This window comes from Citrobacter sp. Marseille-Q5395, assembly GCF_947057495.1.
In the GTDB taxonomy this organism is placed as follows: Bacteria; Pseudomonadota; Gammaproteobacteria; order Enterobacterales; family Enterobacteriaceae; genus Citrobacter; species Citrobacter murliniae.
Map to the genome: position 1 here is coordinate 25,376 of NZ_CAMSEL010000004.1, position 23,184 is coordinate 48,559.

A 23,184-nucleotide genomic window follows, 5' to 3' on the forward strand; every position below is an offset into this window, starting at 1 on the left:
AGTGCCAGGAGCGTCCGTCACTATCCTCACGCGAGTTTAGTGATAGGATGCGTCAGACTAATAATTTATCCCTTGATGCCGATACCTTTATTTCTTAATCAATATATGAAGGAACATATATGTATTGTATTCGACCTTTAGTGCGTCCACTTTGTTTTCTGGCGCTGTTGCCGTTTTCTCTCGTTCAGGCTACTGATAAACCTGCATTGATAGGTGGTGGTGTTAACCCCTTGTCTGTAACCAGAATTCACGATCGTGTGAATTATATGGTGTCGCTAAACTTCAATAACGGAAAAACGGCTCAGCAATGGCGTTCCGTTGATTGTAAACAGGGTAAGGCACAGCTTCTCTACAAGGATTTATTGAATGAGGAGGGATTTACCAAAGCTCGCTATTACGGCAACAGTTACCTCCGTTATGCTCCTGCTCAAGATGATAAGGAAATGACGGAAGAGGATATACGCGCGGTTTGCCAGCTACCGATAAAAGATGCAATCTGGGAAAGATTATCTCCCACGGATACAGTCGGCATTACCGAACTTGTCGATGTTAATAACATCCAGCGCATTGGTGATATTTTGTCGGTACGTATGGGGTATGACTTTGCTGATATCATCTGGGAACCGCCTTATGATGCACCGTTGGAATTAAAGATTGAGCATTACTTATATAATTGTAAAACGCATCAAGGAGATGCTGTAGCGTTAATGAACTTCGACAGCGAGGGTCGCGTTACGGACTCACTTATCACTGCTGATATTGTCCGTCGTAAGAGTGACTTCAAAATTAACACGCAAAAGGCACAACGCTTTGAGCAACTCTGCCAGTTACCCGCGGGGAAATCATTCAAAGCCGAAGGGCATTTTATACCCGCCGCTAACAAGCAAGCCTCAACATTGATGGGGCCATCAATGCCCGAACTGAGTAATAATAATCCGCAGTGGCTGAATAAATTCCCTCTGTCTGCTGCTATTGAGCACCAGACTCAGTCATTGATCAAACCATGGGCGATTCCTCGCTTTAAACAGATTCGTTATACCGAAGTTAGTGCGCTTGGCAAGACCAAAGTACAACTGGATGCACAACCGGATGGATATATACGCAAGCTGGAAGATTATGGTATCTGGACGGTGCAACGTTTAACTCTGGGTAATCAGCTACAGCTGAAGTTCACCATGTCTATTAGTAGTAGCACTACATTGCTTAACACATTGCAGACGGACCTGCGTTTCCCGTTAGTGGCTGGTCAACAATATCAGGCTCAATGGGACAGTATTGACTCCAATAAGAAAGTCACTGCATCAGCGCTACGTTGCGACGTAACGGAAGAGGGAGATGCACATAGCATTGCACCTGAGTTTAGTGGGAAATATCTATTAGTGGAGTGTCATGCAACTAATGAAGGGCAACCGGGAAGTCGTGACAAACTTGCCTGGCTGCAAGATCTCAACGTCTTCGTGCCGGTTACTCAGCAATTGGGAGATAAACCTGAAAATCCAGTGAAACTGGAAAATGTTAGTGTGATACGTTAATAACCAAACGAGCTCACCGCTTTAGCCGGTGAGCCTTTTATGACCGGCTCCCCATTTGATTAAGAGACCGAGACATTTAAGCATTAAAATCTCATAATTTTGAAAGGGTTTTAACAGATTTCACAGCTAAAAATAATATGCAAACTGGAATTGTCAGGATAAAACAGAAAAATTCAAAAATAACGACTAAACTGCCACCTGTGGAGCTAGTGAAGAAGTCTCGTTGCCAGAATTCTTTTTTTGAAAACAAAAGGGCGGTTTTTTCAATAATATACTTTGAAAAAGGGAATAAAAACGAGTTAATCAACACAGCGAGGAATAACTGATATGTCAACTCACTCTCGGGGTTGTTCATCCAGGAATAGAAAAATACACCAATTACTATTACGCTCCACACACTATTTTTAAGATAGTATTTGAGTGTCATCCCTGATTCCATAAGGCTCCGCTCCTGTAGTTAACAACGTTCCATCCGCAAGCAGCATGCTAACAAGATCGAAAGGAAAATCAATAACGATAATCATTCTCAGTCGTGATGATGGTATCTCGCAGGGGCATTATTGATTGCGGACTTCTCACTTAACCCATACGACGATTTGGTTCTGATTTGTGATCTTGATGATAGCCAGGCGATATGAAGGCCTTTTACCGACCAGTTTTCTCTATTCTTTCCCACATGTCGCTGTCGTAGCCAGTCGCGAATTTCCTGCTACTTCCCAACAAAATTTATTGATAACGAAAAGCTTATTTATCCTGGCATTGATCCCGAACAATTAAAAAGTATGATGAATTACTAAAATCATCATACTTTTTTAACTTACATCTATCGTCTTCGGGGGCACCATCTTGTCCAGACTAAACCGCACACTCATAGCGCTGCTGGCATGCGCGCCTTTTTTTGCACAGGCAGCAGCCTCCGATGAAATCACCACTGCATGGCCGGTGAATGTGGGGCCGTTAAACCCACATCTTTATACACCTAACCAGATGTTTGCTCAGAGTATGGTTTATGAGCCGTTGGTGAAATATCAGGCGGATGGTTCGGTAATTCCGTGGCTGGCAAAAAGCTGGAGTCACTCGGAAGACGGTAAAACCTGGACTTTCAACTTACGTGATGATGTTAAATTCTCTAACGGTGAAGAATTTGATGCTCAGGCCGCAGTGGAAAACTTCCGCGCAGTACTGGATAACCGTAAACGGCATGCCTGGCTGGAGTTAACCAATCAAATCACGGATGTTAAAGCGTTAAGTAAAAATGAACTGCAAATCACACTGAAGGATGCGTACTATCCTTTCCTGCAAGAGTTGACCCTGCCGCGACCTTTCCGTTTTATTGCACCTTCTCAGTTTAAAAATAACGAAACCCTGAACGGAATTAAAGCGCCGGTTGGCACCGGGCCCTGGGTGCTGAAAGAATCGAAACTCAACCAGTATGATGTGCTGGTGCGCAATGAGCATTACTGGGGTGGAAAACCTCAAATTCAAAAGGTTACTGTCAAAGTGATCCCAGATCCAACCACACGGGCTGTCGCTTTTGAAACAGGTAATATCGATCTGTTATATGGAAATGAAGGGCTACTGCCTCTTGATACCTTCGCACGCTTCAGTCAGAACCCTGAATACAGAACGCAGCTTTCAGCACCTGTTGAAACCGTGATGCTGGCGCTCAACTCAGCAAAAGCACCAACTAATGAACTGGCTGTGCGTGAAGCATTAAATTATGCAGTTGATAAAAAAACGCTGATAAAAAATGCGTTGTACGGTACTCAGCAGGTAGCAGATACGCTGTTTGCGCCATCCGTCCCTTACGCCAACATCGGTTTGAAGCCGCGCGAATACGATCCACAGCACGCAAAGTCTTTGCTGGAACAAGCTGGCTGGACTCTGCCCGACGGAAAAACAATTCGAGAAAAAGCCGGTCAACCGTTACATATCGAACTGGCCTATGTCGGTACCGATGCGCTCAGCAAATCAATGTCTGAGATTATGCAGGCAAATATGCGCCAGATTGGTGTGGATGTTGCTCTGGTCGGGGAAGAGGAGAGCAGTATATACGCCCGTCAGCGCGATGGTCGCTTTGGTATGATTTTCAATCGCACCTGGGGGGCGCCGTATGATCCACATGCTTTCATGAGTTCAATGCGTGTACCATCCCATGCTGACTACCAGGCCCAGCTTGGTCTTCCCGACAAAGCGCAAATCGACAAAGAGATTGGTGACGTGCTGATTTCCACAGATAAAACTCAGCGCCAGGAGTTGTATCGTGACATTCTGACCCGTTTGCATAATGAAGCGGTTTACTTACCAATCAGTTATATGTCGATGATGGTGGTCGCTAAACCTGGCCTGGGGGAGATCCCTTACGCACCGATTGCCTCGGAAATCCCGTTTGAACAGATAAAACCGGTGAAACACTGATGCTGCGTTATGCTATACGGCGAATTCTGCTGCTGATTCCGATGATTTTCGCCGCGTCAGTGGTTATCTTTTTAATGTTGCGTTTGGGAACCGGCGACCCGGCACTTGATTACTTACGTTTATCTAACCTGCCCCCAACGCCTGATATGGTGGCTTCCACACGAGTCATGCTTGGGTTGGATCAACCACTCATTGTGCAGTACGGTCGCTGGCTGTGGAAGGCCGTGCATCTGGATTTTGGTATCTCTTTTGCTACTCAGCGCCCGGTGCTGGATGATGTGATGCACTTTCTGCCTGCCACTTTACAGCTGGCGGGCGCTGCACTGGTACTGATCCTGCTAACTTCTGTACCGTTGGGAATTTGGGCTGCTCGTCATCGCGACCGCCTGCCAGATTTTGTTGTGCGGATAATCGCCTTTCTTGGTGTATCAATGCCCAACTTCTGGCTCGCTTTTCTGCTGGTCATGTTCTTCTCGGTTTATTTGAAGTGGCTGCCCGCGCTGGGCTACGGCGGCTGGCAGTACATCATTCTTCCTGCTGTGTCGATTGCTTTTATGTCGCTGGCGATTAATGCCCGCTTGCTGCGTGCAAGCATGCTAGAGGTTGCCGGGCAGCGTCATGTTACCTGGGCGCGTCTGCGCGGCCTGAACGAGAAGCAAATCGAACGCCGTCATATTCTGCGTAATGCCTCGTTACCGATGATCACCGCTGTGGGAATGCACATTGGCGAATTGATTGGTGGAACGATGATTATTGAGAATATCTTTGCCTGGCCAGGCGTTGGACGTTATGCCGTATCGGCAATTTTCAACCGTGATTATCCGGTGATCCAATGCTTTACGCTAATTATGGTGGTGGTATTTGTTGTTTGTAATCTGGTGGTTGATTTACTGAATGCCGCAGTAGATCCACGTATTCGCCGTCATGAAGGAGCGCATTCTTGAACTTTTACCTCTCTTCACGCTGGTCGGTACGTCTGGCACTGATCGTTATTGTTTTGCTGGCTGTGATTGCGCTTACCAGCCAGTGGTGGTTACCCTATGATCCGCAATCAATTGATTTACCATCGCGTCTGTTAGCCCCCGATAGCCAGCATTGGCTGGGGACTGATCATCTGGGGCGCGATATCTTCTCCCGCTTGCTGGCAGCAACCCGGGTGTCGCTCGGTTCGGTCATGGCCTGTTTAATTCTGGTACTGACATTGGGGCTGATCGTCGGAGGAAGCGCAGGATTGATTGGCGGCCGTGTCGATCAGGCCACAATGCGTGTCGCGGATATGTTTATGACTTTTCCGACTTCAATCCTCTCTTTTTTCCTCGTCGGTGTGCTGGGTACAGGACTGACCAATGTCATTATAGCTATCGCTCTGTCGCATTGGGCATGGTATGCACGAATGGTACGTAGCCTGGTTATCTCCTTACGCCAACGTGAATTTGTGCTCGCTTCCCGACTTTCCGGCGCCGGTAATGTCAGAATATTTATCGACCATCTGGCCGGAGCGGTGATCCCCTCATTGCTCGTCCTGGCAACTCTGGATATTGGTCATATGATGCTGCACGTGGCGGGAATGTCATTTCTTGGCCTCGGTGTGACCGCGCCAACTGCCGAATGGGGTGTCATGATCAACGACGCTCGCCAGTATATCTGGACTCAGCCGCTACAAATGTTCTGGCCAGGGTTGGCTCTGTTTATCAGCGTAATGGCCTTCAATCTGGTGGGGGATGCACTGCGCGATCATCTGGATCCCCATCTCGTCACGGAGCATGCCCACTGATGCCACAACAAATTGAGCTGCAAAATCTTGTTCTGCATGCAGAGAAACCGCTGGTCAACGGCGTGTCACTGTCGCTTAAACGCGGACGTGTACTGGCACTGGTAGGGGGAAGTGGAAGCGGAAAATCGCTAACCTGTGCCGCCGCGCTCGGCATTCTTCCGCCAGGTGTCCATCAAACTGCGGGAGCCGTTCTTGCAGATGGTAAACCGGTTTCCCCTGGCGATCTGCGTGGTGTAAAAGTTGCGACAATTATGCAGAACCCACGCAGCGCATTTAATCCGCTGCGAACCATGGCTGCACATGCGCGGGAAACCTGCATCGTGCTTGGGAAACCTGCAGATGATGCCACGCTTATCACGACTCTGGAGGCCGTGGGGTTAGAGGATGCCGCTCGTGTTCTCACTCTTTATCCCTTTGAAATGAGTGGTGGTATGTTGCAACGCATGATGATTGCAATGGCGGTGCTGTGTGACGCGCCGTTTATTGTGGCAGATGAACCGACAACCGATCTGGACGTGGTCGCGCAAGCGCGCATTCTCGATTTGCTGGACAGCATTATGCAAACCCGTGCGCCAGGGATGCTGCTGGTGACCCATGATATGGGCGTAGTGGCGCGACTGGCCGACGAGGTGGCGGTAATGGATCATGGCAATATCGTTGAGTACGGCGACGTTCAAACTCTGTTTCGGACGCCTCAACATACCGTCACGCGTAATCTGGTTTCTGCACATCTTGCTTTGTACGGCATGGAGTTAGTCTTATGACACTACTGACGGTTACGGGTATTTCACATCAGTATGCCCATGCGAATTTGAGCGGCAGACACCAGCATCAGTCTGTATTAAAGGATGTTTCATTAACACTTAAAAGCGGTGAAACTGTTGCTTTGCTGGGGCGCAGTGGTTGTGGCAAAAGCACACTGGCACGTTTGCTTGTTGGTTTAGAATCTCCGACTCAGGGTTGCGTCAGTTGGCGGGGAGAGCCACTCACCCGGTTGAATCGGACAAAGCAAAAAGCATTTCGCCGGGATATTCAGATGGTATTTCAGGACTCCATTAGTGCCGTTAACCCACGTAAAACCGTACGTGATATTTTACGTGAACCCATGCGCCACCTGCTATCACTTAGTAAAACAGAACAACTCGCGCGTGCAAACGAAATGCTTAAAGCGGTTGATCTGGACGACAGCATACTCGACAAACGTCCGCCACAGCTCAGCGGTGGTCAGCTACAGCGTGTCTGTCTCGCACGGGCATTGAGCGTTGAGCCTAAGCTATTAATTCTGGACGAAGCGGTGTCTAACCTTGATCTGGTGCTGCAAGCTGGCGTAATTCGCTTGCTCAAAAAACTGCAACAGCAGTTTGGCACTGCCTGCCTGTTTATTACCCATGATTTACGCCTTGTCGAACGTTTTTGCCACCGGGTGATGGTGATGGACGACGGGAGAATTGTTGAAACGCAAATCGTGGGTGAGACACTAACTTTCTCTTCTGATGCCGGACGAGTACTACAGAATGCGGTACTCCCCGCATTCCCTGTGCGTCACACTCAGGCATCATAAGGTTTAAATTGGATGTTACGTACGCTCACGCTTAACTGCGGCATGTTTTGACGTTCCGCCCTTGTTTAATCAGGTCTGTAAGCATGCCGATCGCCGTCGGAATATCGTTACTGGAGGTATTTCCGTAGCCAATCACAAGACCAGAAACCGCGCCGGGCCTCGTACAGAATGATGACAAAGCCTGAACGCCCAGACCATGCTGGTGGGCTAATTCAGCGATCCTTTTGTCATCATCTCCCGCTGCCAGCTTCAGCGTCAGGTGCATTCCTGATTTACCCCCGAGAATCTGATCTGGTGAAAAGTCGGCTATCAGCGCCTCGCGTAAAATACGCTGGCGCTCGCGGTAGAGTCGTCGCATCCGCCCCAGATGTCGGCCAAACTCTCCACTTTTCATGAAATCAGCCATAGCCATCTGCTGCAATTGTTGGCCATTTCGGAGAATTTCATTCAATACCGTTTTTGCCTGTGCCATTACGCGCGCAGGAAGTACAAGGAATCCCAGCTTTAAGGAGGGAAACATCGTCTTACTGAACGAGCCGATGTAGAGTACAGGCGTATGTGATACGAGTCCCTGCATGCTGGCTATCGGTCCGCCAGAGTGCCTGAAGTCGCCATCGTAGTCGTCTTCTATCAACCATGCTCCGGTGCGGCTGGCTTTTGAAATCAGCGCCAGTCGTCTGGCGACGGACATCACCGCCCCGGTGGGATATTGATGGGCAGGGGAGGTATAAATTAGCCTTGGTGTATGGGTCGTCCATGCATCCTTTGGTACGCGTATACCTTCTTCGTCCACCGCCATCAATACCGTATGCAAATTACCAGCAGAGAATGCTGCCTTTGCCCCACGATAGCCGGGGTCTTCCATCCAGACTGTATCGCCAGGATCTGTCAGCAGCGTTACGCAAAGCTCCAGCGCCTGTTTTGCTCCCTCAGTCACGATTATCTGGGAAACATCGCAACGCACTCCGCGCGCAACATACAGATGCGTTGCTATCGCTTCTCGTAGAGTGCGTTCGCCTGCCGGTTCGCTATAGCCCAGCGAGTGGGATTGCAACTGTCTGACCGCCCGGTCAAGGGAGCGTCGCCAGGCAGCCAGCGGAAATTCCCTGATTGCGGGCATGCCGGGAGATAACAGTGCATCGTGTACCGGTTGTAACGGGGTTTCCAGAATCGGTCTGAGGCGATCAGCCAGACGGACTGCGGGCGTGTCCGGCGATACCGGGGAGACGTTTTTGCGGTCGGCGCCTGACAGGGATGCCACACGAGTGCCCTGGCGATCGGCCAGAATATACCCTTCTGCTGCCAGGTGTTCATAAACGTTCACAACGGTATTTCGCGATACACCGAGCTCTTTTGCCAGCGTTCGGGATGATATCAGACTCGAGCCCGCCGGCAGGTGGCCACTCAGAATCGCCTGCTGAATACGCTCTGTAAGCTGTTTTTGCAGAGATAGCGGTTCACCGCCTGGGGCGATTGCCCCCGGCGTCAGAGGGGCGGTGATATCAAACATATGTCGTGGACCCATCAAAAACTAAAACCGTGGCTCTTTTCAGGATACCACAATTATTTCATCCTCTGACTCTGTTAATGATCCCGTCTCAAAGGAGCTGATCTTCACCATGACTAATATAATGAATCGCTTTAACCAGCCTGTCGGCGCCGAACTCTCTGGCTGGAGTGGCGCGAAACTTCCCGGTGAAAAATCACTGGAAGGTCGCTATTGTCGGCTTGAACGCATCAGCGCTGAACGTCATGCAGCTGATCTTTATGAGGCATACTGCGAAGCGCCGGATGAGCGCGACTGGACCTATCTGCCGTCAGGACCTTTCGAGAGTGAAGTATCCTACCGCACCAGTCTGCAGAGTGCCGAAACGTTGCGCGATCCGCTGCATTACGCTGTGATTGATAAGGCCAGCGGCAAGCCGTCTGGTACGGTTGCACTTATGCGGATTGATCCCGCTAACGGGGTCATTGAGGTCGGCTATGTGACCTATTCGCCGCGCATGAAGCGTACGCGTATATCTACGGAGGTTATGGCGCTGCTGCTTCGCTATGTTTTTGAGGAGCTCCGTTATCGCCGGCTGGAATGGAAGTGCGACTCACTCAATGCTCCGTCCCGAGCGGCGGCAGAACGCTTCGGCTTCCGATTTGAAGGCATTTTCCGCCAGGCCGTTGTGTACCGCGGGCGCAACCGTGACACCGCCTGGTATTCAATCATTGACGGTGAGTATCCTGCGTTGCGCATCGCCTACGAAAAATGGTTAGCGGCAGATAACTTCGATGATGATGGTAATCAACAGGAAAAACTCGGTAACTTGATTGCAAAAATGCGACAGGATGAACCGCAATATCGTTAAGCCTGCAGCAGGCAAAATCAGCATGGACATCCCTTTCTTGATCTGTTTTCCATAAAATACTACTGTATATAAATACAGTTATTGTGAAGGCAGATCATCATGTTGTTTTTCCAGCCTGCGGAACCCCGCGAAATCAAAAGCTTCCCGCTATTCAGTGACCATGTGCCCTGCGGATTCCCCTCGCCAGCTCAGGACTATGTTGAGAAGCGTATTGACCTGAATGAGTTGTTAGTGCGTCACCCCAGCGCAACGTATTTTGTAAAATCTTCCGGGGATTCCATGATTGGGGCAGGGATCAGTAATGGTGATTTGCTGGTCGTCGACAGTTCCAGAAAAGCAGTTCATGGCGATATTGTTATTGCTGCCATCGATGGTGAATTCACGGTTAAACGTCTGCAACTTCACCCGACAGTTATGCTTAAACCGGAGAACAGCGCCTACGCTCCCATTCTGCTGGGTAGCGAGGAGACGCTGGATGTCTTCGGTGTGGTGACGTTTATCGTAAAAGCGACTGTCTAATCATGTTTGCACTGGTTGATGTGAACGCGTTTTATGCCAGGTGTGAGACGGCATTCCGGCCAGATTTGAAGGGAAGGCCGGTTGTCGTTCTGTCAAACAACGATGGCTGTGTTATAGCCCGAAGTCCTGAAGCAAAAGCCGTCGGGGTAAAAATGGGCGATCCATATTTCAAACAAAAGGATTTGTTTCACCGCTGCGGAGTAGTGTGTTTTAGCAGTAATTATGAACTCTACGCGGATATGAGTCTCCGGGTGATGTCCACACTGGAAGAGTTGTCCCCCCGCGTGGAGATGTACAGTATAGATGAGGCGTTCTGCGATCTGACGGGCGTAAGGAATTGTCGTGATCTGACCGACTTCGGCAGGGAAATCTGCGCAACGATACAACAGCGCACTCACCTCGCCGTCGGGGTCGGCATTGCCCAGACCAAAACGTTGGCCAAGCTGGCTAACCATGCGGCAAAAAAGTGGCCGCGGCAGACGGGCGGTGTTGTGGACTTATCGAATCTTGAGCGACAGCGCAAACTCATGGCTGCATTGCCTGTCGATGAAGTCTGGGGGGTGGGTCGCCGTATCAGCAAAAAACTGGACAGCATGGGGATTAAAACGGTTCTGGATCTGGCTGATACCGACATCCGTTTTATTCGCAAGCATTTCACTGTCGTACTCGAAAGAACGGTACGTGAATTGCGTGCTGAACCTTGTCTGGCGCTGGAAGAATTTGCACCGGCTAAACAGGAAATAGTCTGTTCCCGGTCGTTTGGTGAATGGATCACCGGATATGAGGCTATGCGTCAGGCTATCTGCAGCTATGCGTCGCGAGCTGCGGAAAAACTGCGTAGCGAACATCAATATTGCCGGTTCATATCCGTTTTCGTTAAAACCTCGCCATTTGCGCTGAATGAACCGTTTTACAGTAACAGTGCATCGGTGAAGCTGCTTACTCCAACTCAGGACAGCAGGGATATCATTGCTGCAGCGATACGAAGCCTGGATGCCATATGGAAAACTGGATACCGCTATCAGAAAGCGGGAATCATGCTGGGTGATTTTTACAGCCAGGGCGTGGCCCAACTCAATTTGTTTGATGATAACGCACCGCGTGCAGGCAGTGAAAAATTGATGGAGGTACTGGATCACCTGAATGCTAAAGAGGGCAGAGGGACGTTGTATTTCGCCGGGCAGGGGATCCAGCAACAGTGGCAGATGAAGCGAGAAATGCTCTCTCCTCGTTATACCACCAGATACGCAGATCTTCTTCGAGTCCGCTAGACTTATGAAGCCAGGAAAGTCCGGTGATTCACACCCAGACAGCTACGCTTATAGAGGTATCAAATATCGGGAGGGGTTATGCTAACTCACTCTGAAGCAAAACGATGGGCCACCTTAATGCTCAAGGCAGCATTATGTGATGGTATGAAGCACGACGAAATTTCCCGACAGGTGCATCTTGTCTGTGATCATCATGGAAAGGAGTGCCTTGAAGAACTCATAGAGGAAATTCTGATAGAGGCAGGTCGAATAGGACCTAAACATAGCAATGGACAACTGAGACATCATTGAGTCTCAACTTCCGCTGCTTCCCTCTCAAAGCGTTTAATTTAGGGGGGAACCAAAGCAAGGGGAAATCGGCGCGGTATTGACAGAGGATGCACCCATTCTGGTCCCTGATTTTCTGTATTGCCAACGACTTATGTCACGAGGGTAATGCGAATTGGCCAGCCAGTGCCGCGCCATCATTACTGGCACTTCCGTCTCCTTTTTTTATGTTCTGTACTTCTCATCCGGCCTTTTCCCCTTCAATGTAATGCTACTCTTTAAGCAAACTTATCGCCTGAAACAAATTCTCGCTGCAGCGCCAGCCCTGTCTGTGAAATCGAAACTGGTTATGTTGCGGGCGTAAGCGATTGTCGGGCGGTCTGTCCGATCGCTGGTGATAGCTAACTCGTGATTTTTGTTAACAAAAAATGTGCTTTTTTTAAATAAATCTGTAACTTTATCTCTCGGAGACGGTGTGACTTCACCTTATCATCAGTAACAGAATAATTGACATCTTTGACAAGCACTCAGGGCTGTTATGCAACAATATAAGCGGGTAATTGGTTTGGTCATACTGTTAACTATCAGGGTGGGTTCGTGAAGATTGTGCAGGATAAGCTCAGAAACAGGCAGGCATTGCTGGTATCGGGCCTGATTACTCTGATATTTACCTCGTTGTTCCTGTTTATCATTTACGAACAACGTATGGCCACTGCGAGTGAAGGGATCAACCGTCTGCAATCGCGCATGATGGACATTTTTAACGACAATGAACTTCTCTCTGATGCAATTGGGGAACGCTATCATCACATCAGAAATGCCGGGCAATGTGGCGATATGTCGCAATTCGTTCCGCGGAATAAGGACGAATGGGGAATCAATGCCGATCGAGCGCGTGTACATTCGGCATCGGGGAGTATTATCGCCAAAAAAATCAGTAGTCAGGCTCTGTGTATGTACACGGCGGCTGAGTTTATTCGAGGGAAGGTGAACGAGCTGAATCCGGGGACCTTCGATGCACATCGTTATATCATCGCCAAGGATGCTGACTATTTTTACTGGTTTATGCCTGCCGATGCTCGTAACTTCAATTATTCTGATTCTGAGATGGCGAAGGATGTTTCCAGTTTTTTCTATCCGCCCGTCGATTTTTATACCCGATTACTGCAAAAAAATGTCAAAAACAAAGCTCTCAGTTCAACGAACTTTTATACCGATAAAATTACCGGTGAAAAGGCGTTTAGCGTGGTGAGTTATATCTACGATCTTTCAGGTAAAGAAGTCACTGACCATATTGTGGCGTACCTGGTTTATGACCATGCGAAGCCGGAACTAAAGGAGGCGCTGGCGAACGCGTTTGAGTATCGGATCCCGGCGGGACTTAACGTGGCGCTGGTCAATTTACTCAACCTGGAGAGTCTTTGTTTATCCGGAAAATGTAATGGCGCCCACTACTCGGTCAGAAGTTTGTCAGAAAAATATGCCCTGCATTATTCAATCTCACTCAGCCGATTTATGGTGCGGGATCCCCAGGCCGGGATTGTTATTCTCCTGGCGCCATTCTTCTTCATTATGATCAGCTTTTCGTTGAAAACATGGCTTAATGAGAGTGATCTCAAGGTATATATCGACTCCCTGACCGGCTGTTTTAATCGCAAGATCCTCGACATTATCAAACGACGGGATTTATCACACTGTTCAGTGGTGCTGCTGGACTGTAATAAGTTCAAGGCTGTCAACGACACCTGGGGCCATGCGGCTGGGGATCGTGCGCTGCAAACTATTGCCACAGAATGCTGTCTAACACCCGAACCAGTCACGATATCGTGATCCGCACCGGTGGGGATGAATTTATGATCCTGCTGTTTCGCTCCCAGGCGAGTGATGCTCTTGCCATAGCCGAGCGTATTAGTGGGCAGGTCAACAGCCACGTATTTGTGGTGGATGGTCATACAGTGCCGCTGTCGGTGTCATGGGGTATTGCAGAAGTTAATGGTGAGCTGGATGTGGCAATCCAGAATGCGGATAACGAAATGTATAAGATGAAACTGGCAAAAGTATAAAAGCCGCCAGAGGAAGTTCTGGCGGCTTTATAAATTACTGACGGGTGGCGGCTTTCATCGCACTGGCAAAAGCTTTCAGTTCAGACAGCATCTGTTCCGGAGCTGAAACATTTTTTTCGATGATTTTTACAACCGCTGAGCCGGAAATGGCGCCAGCAGCACCTGCTTCAATCGCCCCTTTTACCTGCTCAGGCGCAGAGATACCAAAGCCCTGTAAGGCGGGAGGCGCATTGTATTCTTTCAATTTTTCGACCAGATGGTGCAACGGTAACGCTGCCCGATTTTCTGCACCTGTTACGCCTGCCCGCGAAAGCAGGTAGGTATAACCGCGTCCACTGGCGGCAATCTGTTGTAACAGTTCGTCGTCAGCGTTCGGCGGGCAGATGAAAATAGGTGCAACGTTATGGCGTAATGCAGCAGCCCTGAACGGTGCTGACTCTTCAATTGGCACATCAGCCACTAACACAGAATCCACGCCGACTTTTTCACACTGAGCGTAAAACTCGTCAATACCTTTGCTGAAGACCAGATTGGCGTACATCAGCAAGCCAATAGGAATGGCAGGGTGCTTCTGACGAATCAGCGCCAGCATTTCAAAACACTGCGACGGCGTGACGCCTGCTGCAAACGCACGTAATGTGGCTTCCTGAATTGTCGGGCCGTCAGCCAGTGGGTCAGAGAACGGAATACCAAGTTCAAGTGCGTCGGCACCGGCGTCGATTAATGTATCAATAATTTTCAGTGACTGTTCAACAGAAGGATCGCCGAGGGTGACGAAAGGGACAAAAGCGCCTTCCTTGCGGTCTTTCAACTGGGTAAACAGGCTTTCATAACGTTCCATCAGATTTCCCCTCGCGCTTTCAGAATATCGTGTACGGTGAAAATGTCTTTGTCGCCGCGACCGGAGAGATTGACCACCAGCAACTGCTCTTTTTCCGGGTTTTCATGCATCATTTTCAATGCGTGTGCCAGGGCGTGAGAAGATTCCAGTGCCGGAATAATTCCCTCATGGAGACACAGCGTTTTAAAGGCTTCCAGCGCTTCGTCATCGGTAATCGAAACATAGTCAGCACGACCGATGCTGTTCAGATAAGCATGCTGTGGCCCGACTGACGGGAAGTCCAGGCCCGCGGAAATCGAGTAGGACTCTTCAATCTGTCCCTCTTCGGTCTGCATCATGGGGGATTTCATACCGAAGTAAATCCCGACGCGACCATGCTTTAATGGTGCGCCGTGTTCACCGGATTCAATTCCGTGACCACCCGGCTCAACGCCAATCAGACCGACGCTGGCGTCGTTTATGAAATCAGCAAACATGCCAATAGCATTTGAACCACCGCCGACACAAGCGATAACCGCATCCGGCAGGCGGCCTTCTTTTTCCAGGATCTGCGCTTTGGTTTCTTCCCCGATCATGCGCTGGAATTCACGCACAATGGTTGGGAATGGGTGCGGGCCAGCCGCCGTACCGAGCATATAGTGCGCGGTATCGTAACTGCCAGACCAGTCGCGCAGCGCTTCGTTACATGCATCTTTCAGCGTGGCGGAACCGCTGTGTACCGGGATCACTTCTGCACCCATCAGGCGCATACGGAAGACGTTTGGCGACTGGCGTTCGACGTCTTTTGCACCCATGTAAATGCGGCACTTCAGGCCCAGCAGAGCACTGGCGAGAGCAGACGCAACACCGTGCTGACCCGCGCCGGTCTCCGCGATGATTTCGGTTTTCCCCATGCGTTTTGCCAGTAACGCCTGGCCCAACACCTGGTTGGTTTTGTGCGCACCGCCGTGCAGCAGATCTTCACGCTTGAGATACAGCGTGGTGTTTGTGCCTGCGGTGATGTTCTGGCATTTGGTCAGTGCAGTAGGGCGACCCGCATAGTTTTTCAGCAGATCGGTAAACTGAGCCTGAAACTCAGGGTCTTTCTGCGCACTGACGAATGCTTCTTCCAGTTGACGCAGCGCTGGCATCAGAATCTGCGGCACATACATGCCACCAAATTCACCAAAATAGGGGTTGAGTAATGTTGTCATGTCCTTTTCCTTAATATGCGCGCAGTGTTTGAAAGACCGAAGCCAGAAGACGAGCGTCTTTGATGCCCGGCTGCGACTCTACGCCAGAATTGAAATCGAGACCGGCACAGCCGGTTTTAGCTGCCTCAACGCAGTTATCTGCGCCAAGTCCGCCAGCCAGAAGAACGTTATCCAGCGATTGTCCGCCTAAAAGTGTCCAGTCAAAACGTTGACCGCTGCCGCCGAGCCCGTTGTCGAAAATGTATTTATCAACATGTTGATAGCTCCGGGCAGGCAGTGACTCACCAACGCTTAACGCTTTCCAGATTTGCACGTGTTCCGGCAATGTGGCGCGCAGCGTATCGATATATGTCTGATCTTCGTTGCCGTGTAATTGCACGGCTGTGAGCGCCAGATTTTTGACTTTTACACACACGTCATCAATATCGTGATGACGAAACACGCCGACATACTGTAGTGGTGCGCCTGCCATGACCTCACGTGCCTGCTCAACACCAACGACGCGCGGAGAAGAGGGGACAAAAATTAACCCGCCATAGATCGCACCTGCTTCATACGCAGCTTTTGCATCCTGCGCCCGGGTCAGGCCGCACACTTTATTTTCGCCGAGCAGAACGCGACGCACCGCGGCATGGAGATCGTCATGGGACATCAACGCGGATCCAATCAAGAAACCATTGGCGAAGTGGCTAAGTTCACGTACCTGGCCGTAGGTATTGATGCCGGACTCGCTGATGACGGTTACGCCGTGACCCAGTCGCGGTGCCAGCTGGCGGGTGCGATTCAGGTCAATCGACAGGTCACGTAAATCACGGTTGTTAATACCGACGACTTTTGCGCCAAGTGCAATCGCGCGTTCCAGTTCCTCTTCGTTACTGACTTCCGTCAGTACGCCCATTTTCAGACTGTGAGCCACGGCGGAGAGCTGGCGATATTGCTCGTCGTCTAATACCGATAACATCAGCAGACAGGCATCCGCCTGGTAATAACGCGCCAGGTAAATCTGGTAAGGATCGATAATAAAGTCCTTACACAGGATCGGCTGCGGTGCGATGCGGCTAACAATTGGCAGGAAATCAAAGCTTCCCTGAAAATATTTCTCGTCGGTCAGTACAGAAATCGCTGAAGCATAATGTTTATACACACCCGCAATTTGAGCCGGATCGAAGTTATCGCGGATCACGCCTTTTGACGGGGACGCTTTTTTACACTCCAGAATAAACGCGGTGCGGGTCCCCTGCAGCGCATCGTAGAAATGACGGGAGCTCGGCTGAACGTCATTTTGAAAGCTGGCCAGTGGTTGTTGCTGTTTGCGGGCGTCTACCCAAATCGCCTTGTCTGCGACAATTTTCGCTAAAACGGTTTGCATCATTTACCCTCTTGCTGCCAGTGCAGTGACACGGTCATAAGCCGCTCCGCTGCGCAGTACATTAATCACAGTTTGCGCATTGGCTTTTAAATCTTCTTCACCGTGCAGGCGCATTAACATGGCGACATTCGCGGCAACAGCAGCCTCGTGAGCGGCTTCACCTTTACCTTGTAACAAGCGACTGAGAATGTCACGGTTTTCTTCCGGAGTGCCGCCTGCCAGCTGTTCCTGATGGTATGGCGTCAGGCCAAAGTCATCCGCTGTCAGCTGATAACTCTTGATTTCGCCATCATGCAGCTCAGCTACGATGGTTGGCGCATGCAGTGAAACTTCATCCATTCCGCCGCTATGAACCACGGCCGCACGCTGATATCCCAGTACGCGCAGCGTTTCGGCAATCGGCAGTACCAGTTCCGGACTGTAGACACCGATCAGCGCCAGCGGCGGATGCGCCGGGTTAATCAGCGGCCCCAGTACGTTAAACAGCGTGCGGGGTTTTAGCTGCTGGCGGACCGGCATTGCGTGACGAAAACCGGTGTGGTACTTCGGCGCAAACAGAAAGCAGACGCCCAGTTCATCGAGTGCCAGCCGGGATTTATCGGCGTTCATATCCAGATTGATGCCAAATGCCGCCAGCAGATCCGAGGATCCAGACTTACTGGATACGCTACGGTTACCGTGTTTAGCTACTTTTAACCCACAGGCTGCGGCGACGAACGCGCTGGCGGTGGAAATATTGATACTGTTGCTGCCGTCGCCGCCGGTACCAACGATATCGGCGAACAGATAGTCCGGACGCGGGAACGGTGCGGCATTTTCCAGCAGAGCGGTGGCTGCACCAGCGATTTCATTTGGATGCTCACCACGCACTTTCATACTCACCAGCGCAGCGGCCAGTTGTTCGGGCTTCAGTTCACCACGTACTACGGCGGAAAACAGCTGGTGGCTCTCCTGTTGTGTGAGCGTTTGAGCCTGGTACAGTTTCTCCAGAATTGGCTGCAGGATGTTGGTTTGTTCCAGCTTCTGTTGCGCCCAGGCCAGCGTTTGTTCCAGTAAACGTGCGCCCTGGGTGGTGAGAATCGACTCAGGATGGAACTGGAAACCGCACACGCGATCGGTGTCATGGCGCACCGCCATCACCATGCCGTTAAAGTGGGCGTTAATGGTCAGTCCGGCTGGAACGTTACTGCCTACCAGCGAGTGATAGCGCGCTACCGGCAGCGGATTCGCCAGACCTGCGAACATAGCCTGGCCGTCATGCTCAATGCTGGAGGCTTTGCCGTGCAAAATTTCACCAGCCTGACCCACATATCCACCGTAGGCTTCGACAATCGCCTGATGTCCCAGACAAATGCCGATGATCGGCAGCTTACCGCGCAGACGGGTTAACAGCTCCGGCATACAGCCTGCTTCGCTTGGCGCACCGGGGCCTGGCGAGAGCATCAGTACCGGGTTTTTCATAGTCGCTAACCGGTCAATTAACGTCTGTGCCGGAATATGGTTACGGTAAATGACGACGTTATGACCGTTAGTACGCAGCTGATCTGCCAGGTTATAGGTGAAAGAGTCGATGTTATCGAGCAGCAGAATATCAGCCATTAGAATGTCTCCTGTGCATGGTGCGCGGTAGCGATAGCACGCAGAACCGCACGTGCTTTATTACGAGTTTCATCGGCTTCAGACTGCGGAACAGAATCCAGAACAATCCCGGCACCGGCCTGTACGGTGGCAATGCCGTCTTCCACCAGCGCGGAGCGGATCACAATGCAGGTGTCCAGATCGCCATGGGCAGTGAAATAGCCTACTGCTCCGCCATAGCTACCGCGGCGGCGACCTTCCGCTTCCGCGATAAGCTGCATGGCGCGAACTTTTGGCGCACCGCTCAGCGTACCCATGTTCATACAGGCGCGGTAAGCATGCAGGACATCTAAATCGTTACGCAGTTCGCCCACGACGCGGGAGACCAGGTGCATAACAAATGAATAGCGGTCAACTTTGGTCAGATCAGCAACGTAGCGGCTGCCCGGTGTACAGATTCGTGCCAGGTCGTTACGTGCAAGGTCCACCAACATCAGGTGCTCAGAAAGTTCTTTGTGATCGGTGCGCATCTCCAGTTCAATACGACTGTCGAGATCGCGATCCAGCGTTCCGTCTGCACGACGACCGCGAGGGCGGGTCCCGGCAATCGGGTAGATCTCAATCTGGCGGCTGGTGGCATCGTATTTCAGTGAGCTTTCCGGGGATGCACCGAACAGTGTGAAATCATTATCCTGCATGAAAAACATGTACGGGCTGGGATTGCTCTTCTTCAGCACATAGTAAGCGGCCAGTGGTGACGGACAAGGAAGCGAAAAACGGCGGGAAGGGACCACCTGGAAAATTTCGCCTGCACGAATGGCTTTTTGCAAGCTACGTACGACTGCACCGAACTCTTCGTCGCTCTGATTGCACTCACAGCGCATGTCTGGTACATCCGTGACCGGTAGCGGCGGCGCAGGTTCGGTTAACTGCTGGCTCAGCTGTGCCAGACGCGCATTCAGACGGCGTTTTTCCTCTTCACTGGGGGTAAATACGCTGGCCTGGATACGAGTGCTTTTTTTCTGGTGGTCGATGACCATCAGTGTTTCAGCCAGGTAGAAGCAGTAGTCAGGGCAACGGTTACCCGCTTCAAGCTGAGGTAAATCTTCAAATCCGGCGACTAAATCGTAGGAAAACAGACCGCCGAAGAACATCGCCTCACGCTCTTGCGCCGGAACGTTGACCAGTTCCTGCAATAAACGAAAAGCGTCAAAAACGGAAAGCGAACATAAGCGGGCATCTTCATCCAGCAATGGGCTTACGGCCGGAAAACGCAACTGGCGGACGTTTGGCTGTTTCTCATTGTCAACACCTGCGGGCAGGGCGGCATCCAACAGAGGGAGCAGCGATGCACCGTTAGCAGATAACGCCTGAATGGTGACAGTGTCACCTAAAGCGGTAATTCGCAACGCGCTGTCGACCAGCAGCAGGCTTTTCAGATCATCTTTGCTGTCGATATCGGCAGACTCCAGCAACAACGTCGCCGGGCGAGCGCCGCAGACCTGATGGAACAATGCTGTCGGATTCTCACGATAGGCGGCATCACAGGCCAGCAGTTCAAGTGTCGGTTTTTGTGTTTGCATCGTTATTCTCATTAATTTTGTTCAAAAAAAAGCCCGCTCATTTAGCGGGCCTGGTATCTGGTTGCATATTGCAGACGTAAGACACTGCCCGAAATCAGGAAGTGCGCCACCAACCATGCAGTACAAATGTTGCTTTCATCTCAGATACCTTCTTCATGTGAACTTTCGTACTAGTTAACTAGTTCGATGGAATAAAGTCAACACCTGATTTCAGTAAATTTGTCGGAACCGCTATGATGAGCGTGATACGACATTTATAGAAACGGGAGCCGCCTTGAGCGACACGAATTACGCAGTGATTTACGACCTGCACAGTCATACAACGGCGTCCGACGGACGATTGACGCCAGAAGCGTTGGTACACCGTGCGGTAGAGATGCGAGTCGGTACACTGGCGATCACCGATCATGACACCACGGCAGGTATTGCGGCGGCAAGAGAAGAAATTTCACGTTCGGGTTTGGCGTTAAACCTGATCTCTGGCGTTGAAATTTCAACAGTCTGGGAAAATCATGAGATTCATATTGTGGGTCTGAATATTGATATTACACACCCCATGATGCGTGAATTCCTGGCAGAACAAACGGAGCGTCGTCAGCAGCGAGCGCGGTTGATTGCTGAACGACTGAATAAAGCCCATATTCCGGGAGCATGGGAAGGGGCGTTGCGTCTGGCTGATGGCGGAGCTGTCACGCGGGGGCATTTTGCGCGTTTCCTGGTGGAGTGTGGAAAAGCCACCACTATGGCCGATGTATTTAAAAAATATCTTGCCCGCGGGAAAACCGGTTACGTTCCGCCGCAGTGGTGTACAATAGAACAAGCTATTGATGTCATTCATCATTCTGGCGGTAAGGCGGTGCTGGCTCATCCTGGCCGGTACGATCTTAGCGCTAAGTGGCTGAAAAGACTGGTTGCACATTTTGCTGAACATCACGGTGACGCGATGGAAGTCGCGCAGTGTCAACAGTCTCCCAATGAGCGTACCCATCTGGCAACGTTAGCACGCCAGCATCAGTTGTGGGCATCACAAGGGTCTGATTTTCATCAGCCATGCCCGTGGATTGAATTGGGTCGTAAACTCTGGTTGCCCGCAGGCGTTGAAGGCGTCTGGCAGCTTTGGGAACAGCCCGAGACTACAGAGAGGAAAGTATGAGCCAGTTTTTTTATATTCATCCTGATAACCCACAACAGCGACTGATCAACCAGGCCGTTGAGATTGTGCGTAAAGGTGGGGTGATTGTTTATCCAACCGATTCCGGCTATGCGTTAGGCTGTAAAATTGAAGATAAAAGTGCCATGGAGCGCATTTGTCGTATCCGTCATCTGCCTGATGGGCACAATTTTACGCTGATGTGCCGCGATCTGTCCGAGCTGTCGACCTATTCTTTTGTGGATAACGTTGCCTTTCGTTTAATTAAAAACAATACGCCAGGCAACTACACGTTCATCCTGAAAGGGACAAAAGAGGTGCCGCGCCGACTGCTGCAGGAAAAACGCAAAACTATCGGCCTGCGCGTACCATCAAATCCAATCGCGCTGGCGCTGCTGGAGGCGCTGGGTGAGCCAATGCTCTCCACGTCGCTGATGTTGCCGGGCAGTGAATTTACCGAGTCCGATCCGGAAGAGATCAAAGATCGTCTGGAGAAGCTGGTTGATTTGATTATCCACGGCGGTTATCTCGGGCAGCAGCCGACAACGGTTATCGATTTAACCGATGATTCTCCGGTGGTATTGCGTGAAGGCGTCGGCGACGTTAAACCTTTCTTATAAGGGCGCAACTCGGTATACTACGCGGCCTTAAAATGGCGCTGACTGGCGCCGTTGATTCTCCTGTTCGACGCCTGTGAAGGCGCACAAGGTAAATATTAAATCCTTTAAAATTAATGGTTTAATATCATTCGGTTAATGGCTGTTACCAGATTGTGTGACAGCCAATAGCCACACCTCGACTCTCATGGTGTATGTACACCATTCCCTTCAATATTACGCTTATGCCGAATGGCTCTGCACGTTGACTTATCATCAACGACCTGAATGGTTTCTTATACCTAAAGCAGATAGTTGCATATACTATGCTCGATAGTTAACCTGAGATAAATCTTGGGATGCAAGAGTTATGATGATGTCTGCAAAATCCAAACGAACATACAAGTATGGGGATCAACCTATAAGAATAACTACTGTACAAGTTGTCGCAGAACAGTTCGGAGGTGCTGCAACGGCTAATCAAGTGGATGATTATCTTAGAGGGATATTCCCGCATTATAAAGACGATACTCGCCTTAACCTTATTGTAAACACGGTTAACTGCAATCGGAGCTACTGGAGTTTCAACAAAACAGCCAGACGAACGGATAATGTAACACATCGTCATCACCAGTATGACCGCTTATTCAAGCGAGGGAATATTTTTGAAATCTATGAACCCTCAGTTCATGGTATTTGGGAGTTATACCAGGATCAACAAGGCAAATGGTGTTACCGCAAGGTAAAATCTGAGTTTGAAAAGGCTGTTGATGCTGCGTCAGAACTGCTCCCGTCAGAACGCAAAGAGATTTTAGAAGCTGAGAGTAAAACTCCTGAGCTAATCGAGGTTACAACGCGAGTTTATAAGCGAAGCCCCTATGTAGTTGCTGAAGTTCTTTTAAGAGCTAATGGTAAGTGTCAAAGCTGTCAGCGTGATGCACCTTTCCTGAAAGAAGATGGTACTCCATTTCTTGAGGTTCACCACATTGAGTGGCTTTCTAAAGGGGGAGAGGATTCCGTGGAAAATGCTATAGCATTATGTCCAAATTGCCATAGGCAAGCTCATCATGGTGTTTTGGAATTAGTGGCGGTTAACAAGCAAGATTGAACAC

The 23,184-nt window shown here is 50.3% G+C and carries 20 protein-coding genes, 1 pseudogene and 1 other annotated feature; of the genes and pseudogenes, 13 read left to right on the forward strand and 8 right to left on the reverse strand.

Annotation, left to right across the window (positions count from 1 at the left end; all coding sequences use genetic code 11):
* Positions 1 to 119: 119 nt before the first annotated feature.
* A complete protein-coding gene (locus OH663_RS05165) occupies positions 120 to 1,532 on the forward strand; it encodes a hypothetical protein (protein ID WP_200010982.1) in 1,413 nt (470 codons plus the stop codon).
* A gap of 91 nt (positions 1,533 to 1,623) precedes the next feature.
* Here OH663_RS05165 and OH663_RS05170 read toward each other — a convergent pair whose 3' ends face one another.
* Positions 1,624 to 1,971 (reverse strand): colicin E1 family microcin immunity protein, encoded by a 348-nt coding sequence (locus OH663_RS05170; RefSeq protein WP_045443573.1) that lies wholly within the window; start codon positions 1,969 to 1,971, stop codon positions 1,624 to 1,626.
* Between the two features lie 404 nt (positions 1,972 to 2,375).
* Here OH663_RS05170 and nikA point away from each other — a divergent pair, with 404 nt between their 5' ends.
* From nikA to nikE, 5 genes are read left to right on the forward strand one after another with little or no spacing between them, the layout of a single operon-like run.
* Positions 2,376 to 3,950: a nickel ABC transporter substrate-binding protein gene (nikA, locus tag OH663_RS05175; RefSeq protein WP_263525704.1), complete on the forward strand. Its 1,575-nt coding sequence runs from the start codon at positions 2,376 to 2,378 to the stop codon at positions 3,948 to 3,950.
* The gene (gene nikB, locus OH663_RS05180; protein ID WP_045443567.1) at positions 3,950 to 4,894 is read left to right on the forward strand and encodes a nickel ABC transporter permease subunit NikB; all 945 of its coding nucleotides are present in this window, start codon (positions 3,950 to 3,952) and stop codon (positions 4,892 to 4,894) included. The genes nikA and nikB overlap by 1 nt, the downstream gene beginning before the upstream one ends.
* Positions 4,891 to 5,724, forward strand: coding sequence for a nickel ABC transporter permease subunit NikC (gene nikC / locus OH663_RS05185; RefSeq protein ID WP_045443564.1), 834 nt, complete (start codon positions 4,891 to 4,893; stop codon positions 5,722 to 5,724). Before nikB ends, nikC begins: the two co-directional genes overlap by 4 nt.
* On the forward strand, positions 5,724 to 6,488 hold the full coding sequence (nikD, locus tag OH663_RS05190; RefSeq protein ID WP_200010980.1) for a nickel import ATP-binding protein NikD: 765 nt from the start codon (positions 5,724 to 5,726) through the stop codon (positions 6,486 to 6,488). Before nikC ends, nikD begins: the two co-directional genes overlap by 1 nt.
* The gene (gene nikE, locus OH663_RS05195; protein ID WP_048221374.1) at positions 6,485 to 7,285 is read left to right on the forward strand and encodes a nickel import ATP-binding protein NikE; all 801 of its coding nucleotides are present in this window, start codon (positions 6,485 to 6,487) and stop codon (positions 7,283 to 7,285) included. Before nikD ends, nikE begins: the two co-directional genes overlap by 4 nt.
* Before the next feature lie 31 nt (positions 7,286 to 7,316).
* Here nikE and pdxR read toward each other — a convergent pair whose 3' ends face one another.
* Entirely contained in the window at positions 7,317 to 8,795 is a 1,479-nt protein-coding gene (pdxR, locus tag OH663_RS05200) for a MocR-like pyridoxine biosynthesis transcription factor PdxR (protein WP_263525694.1), read from the reverse strand.
* Between the two features lie 109 nt (positions 8,796 to 8,904).
* Here pdxR and OH663_RS05205 point away from each other — a divergent pair, with 109 nt between their 5' ends.
* The 4 genes and pseudogenes from OH663_RS05205 (at position 8,905) to OH663_RS05220 (ending at position 13,762) form a co-directional block, all read left to right on the forward strand.
* Positions 8,905 to 9,642, forward strand: a complete 738-nt coding sequence (locus OH663_RS05205) for a GNAT family N-acetyltransferase (RefSeq protein WP_200010975.1) — start codon at positions 8,905 to 8,907, stop codon at positions 9,640 to 9,642.
* A 99-nt stretch (positions 9,643 to 9,741) separates the two neighbouring features.
* Positions 9,742 to 10,161 carry a translesion error-prone DNA polymerase V autoproteolytic subunit gene (locus tag OH663_RS05210; protein ID WP_200010972.1) on the forward strand — a complete coding sequence of 140 codons (420 nt, stop codon included), beginning with the start codon at positions 9,742 to 9,744 and terminating at the stop codon, positions 10,159 to 10,161.
* A gap of 2 nt (positions 10,162 to 10,163) precedes the next feature.
* Positions 10,164 to 11,432, forward strand: coding sequence for a Y-family DNA polymerase (locus OH663_RS05215; RefSeq protein WP_200010969.1), 1,269 nt, complete (start codon positions 10,164 to 10,166; stop codon positions 11,430 to 11,432).
* 864 nt (positions 11,433 to 12,296) lie between these two features.
* Positions 12,297 to 13,762 (forward strand): annotated as a pseudogene (locus OH663_RS05220) (GGDEF domain-containing protein).
* 34 nt (positions 13,763 to 13,796) lie between these two features.
* On the opposite strand, the gene trpA reads toward OH663_RS05220, so the two are convergent.
* The 6 genes from trpA to trpL form a co-directional block, all read right to left on the reverse strand.
* On the reverse strand, positions 13,797 to 14,603 hold the full coding sequence (gene trpA, locus OH663_RS05225; protein WP_045443540.1) for a tryptophan synthase subunit alpha: 807 nt from the start codon (positions 14,601 to 14,603) through the stop codon (positions 13,797 to 13,799).
* Positions 14,603 to 15,796 (reverse strand): tryptophan synthase subunit beta, encoded by a 1,194-nt coding sequence (gene trpB / locus OH663_RS05230; RefSeq protein WP_045443538.1) that lies wholly within the window; start codon positions 15,794 to 15,796, stop codon positions 14,603 to 14,605. Before trpB ends, trpA begins: the two co-directional genes overlap by 1 nt.
* Positions 15,797 to 15,806: 10 nt before the next feature.
* A complete protein-coding gene (trpCF, locus tag OH663_RS05235; RefSeq protein ID WP_200011102.1) occupies positions 15,807 to 17,165 on the reverse strand; it encodes a bifunctional indole-3-glycerol-phosphate synthase TrpC/phosphoribosylanthranilate isomerase TrpF in 1,359 nt (452 codons plus the stop codon).
* A gap of 3 nt (positions 17,166 to 17,168) precedes the next feature.
* Positions 17,169 to 18,764, reverse strand: a complete 1,596-nt coding sequence (gene trpD / locus OH663_RS05240; RefSeq protein ID WP_263525695.1) for a bifunctional anthranilate synthase glutamate amidotransferase component TrpG/anthranilate phosphoribosyltransferase TrpD — start codon at positions 18,762 to 18,764, stop codon at positions 17,169 to 17,171.
* On the reverse strand, positions 18,764 to 20,326 hold the full coding sequence (locus OH663_RS05245) for an anthranilate synthase component 1 (protein ID WP_200010967.1): 1,563 nt from the start codon (positions 20,324 to 20,326) through the stop codon (positions 18,764 to 18,766). The genes trpD and OH663_RS05245 overlap by 1 nt, the downstream gene beginning before the upstream one ends.
* A 23-nt stretch (positions 20,327 to 20,349) precedes the next feature.
* Positions 20,350 to 20,444: a sequence feature (Trp leader region), on the reverse strand.
* Positions 20,421 to 20,465: a trp operon leader peptide gene (gene trpL, locus OH663_RS05250; protein WP_012905981.1), complete on the reverse strand. Its 45-nt coding sequence runs from the start codon at positions 20,463 to 20,465 to the stop codon at positions 20,421 to 20,423. It overlaps the preceding feature by 24 nt.
* Positions 20,466 to 20,600: 135 nt before the next feature.
* On the opposite strand from trpL, the gene rnm reads away from it, so the two are divergent.
* The 3 genes from rnm to OH663_RS05265 all read left to right on the forward strand — a co-directional run bounded on the left by rnm (position 20,601) and on the right by OH663_RS05265 (position 23,180).
* Complete coding sequence (gene rnm / locus OH663_RS05255) at positions 20,601 to 21,479, forward strand: RNase RNM (protein WP_200010960.1); 879 nt, start codon at positions 20,601 to 20,603, stop codon at positions 21,477 to 21,479.
* Positions 21,476 to 22,096, forward strand: a complete 621-nt coding sequence (locus OH663_RS05260; RefSeq protein ID WP_045443527.1) for an L-threonylcarbamoyladenylate synthase — start codon at positions 21,476 to 21,478, stop codon at positions 22,094 to 22,096. The genes rnm and OH663_RS05260 overlap by 4 nt, the downstream gene beginning before the upstream one ends.
* A 352-nt stretch (positions 22,097 to 22,448) precedes the next feature.
* Positions 22,449 to 23,180 carry an HNH endonuclease gene (locus OH663_RS05265; protein ID WP_046671245.1) on the forward strand — a complete coding sequence of 244 codons (732 nt, stop codon included), beginning with the start codon at positions 22,449 to 22,451 and terminating at the stop codon, positions 23,178 to 23,180.
* The last annotated feature ends 4 nt before the right edge of the window (positions 23,181 to 23,184 follow it).

Coding starts and splice junctions, on each gene's coding strand:
- nikB (WP_045443567.1), top strand. CDS start 3,950: ATGCTGCGTTATGCTATACGGCGAATTCTGCTGCTGATTCCGATGATT.
- OH663_RS05260 (WP_045443527.1), top strand. CDS start 21,476: ATGAGCCAGTTTTTTTATATTCATCCTGATAACCCACAACAGCGACTG.
- trpB (WP_045443538.1), bottom strand. CDS start 15,796: ATGACAACATTACTCAACCCCTATTTTGGTGAATTTGGTGGCATGTAT.
- nikE (WP_048221374.1), top strand. CDS start 6,485: ATGACACTACTGACGGTTACGGGTATTTCACATCAGTATGCCCATGCG.
- trpD (WP_263525695.1), bottom strand. CDS start 18,764: ATGGCTGATATTCTGCTGCTCGATAACATCGACTCTTTCACCTATAAC.
- OH663_RS05210 (WP_200010972.1), top strand. CDS start 9,742: ATGTTGTTTTTCCAGCCTGCGGAACCCCGCGAAATCAAAAGCTTCCCG.
- trpA (WP_045443540.1), bottom strand. CDS start 14,603: ATGGAACGTTATGAAAGCCTGTTTACCCAGTTGAAAGACCGCAAGGAA.
- OH663_RS05265 (WP_046671245.1), top strand. CDS start 22,449: ATGTCTGCAAAATCCAAACGAACATACAAGTATGGGGATCAACCTATA.
- trpCF (WP_200011102.1), bottom strand. CDS start 17,165: ATGCAAACCGTTTTAGCGAAAATTGTCGCAGACAAGGCGATTTGGGTA.
- OH663_RS05165 (WP_200010982.1), top strand. CDS start 120: ATGTATTGTATTCGACCTTTAGTGCGTCCACTTTGTTTTCTGGCGCTG.
- OH663_RS05170 (WP_045443573.1), bottom strand. CDS start 1,971: ATGGAATCAGGGATGACACTCAAATACTATCTTAAAAATAGTGTGTGG.
- OH663_RS05205 (WP_200010975.1), top strand. CDS start 8,905: ATGACTAATATAATGAATCGCTTTAACCAGCCTGTCGGCGCCGAACTC.
- OH663_RS05245 (WP_200010967.1), bottom strand. CDS start 20,326: ATGCAAACACAAAAACCGACACTTGAACTGCTGGCCTGTGATGCCGCC.
- OH663_RS05215 (WP_200010969.1), top strand. CDS start 10,164: ATGTTTGCACTGGTTGATGTGAACGCGTTTTATGCCAGGTGTGAGACG.
- nikD (WP_200010980.1), top strand. CDS start 5,724: ATGCCACAACAAATTGAGCTGCAAAATCTTGTTCTGCATGCAGAGAAA.
- pdxR (WP_263525694.1), bottom strand. CDS start 8,795: ATGTTTGATATCACCGCCCCTCTGACGCCGGGGGCAATCGCCCCAGGC.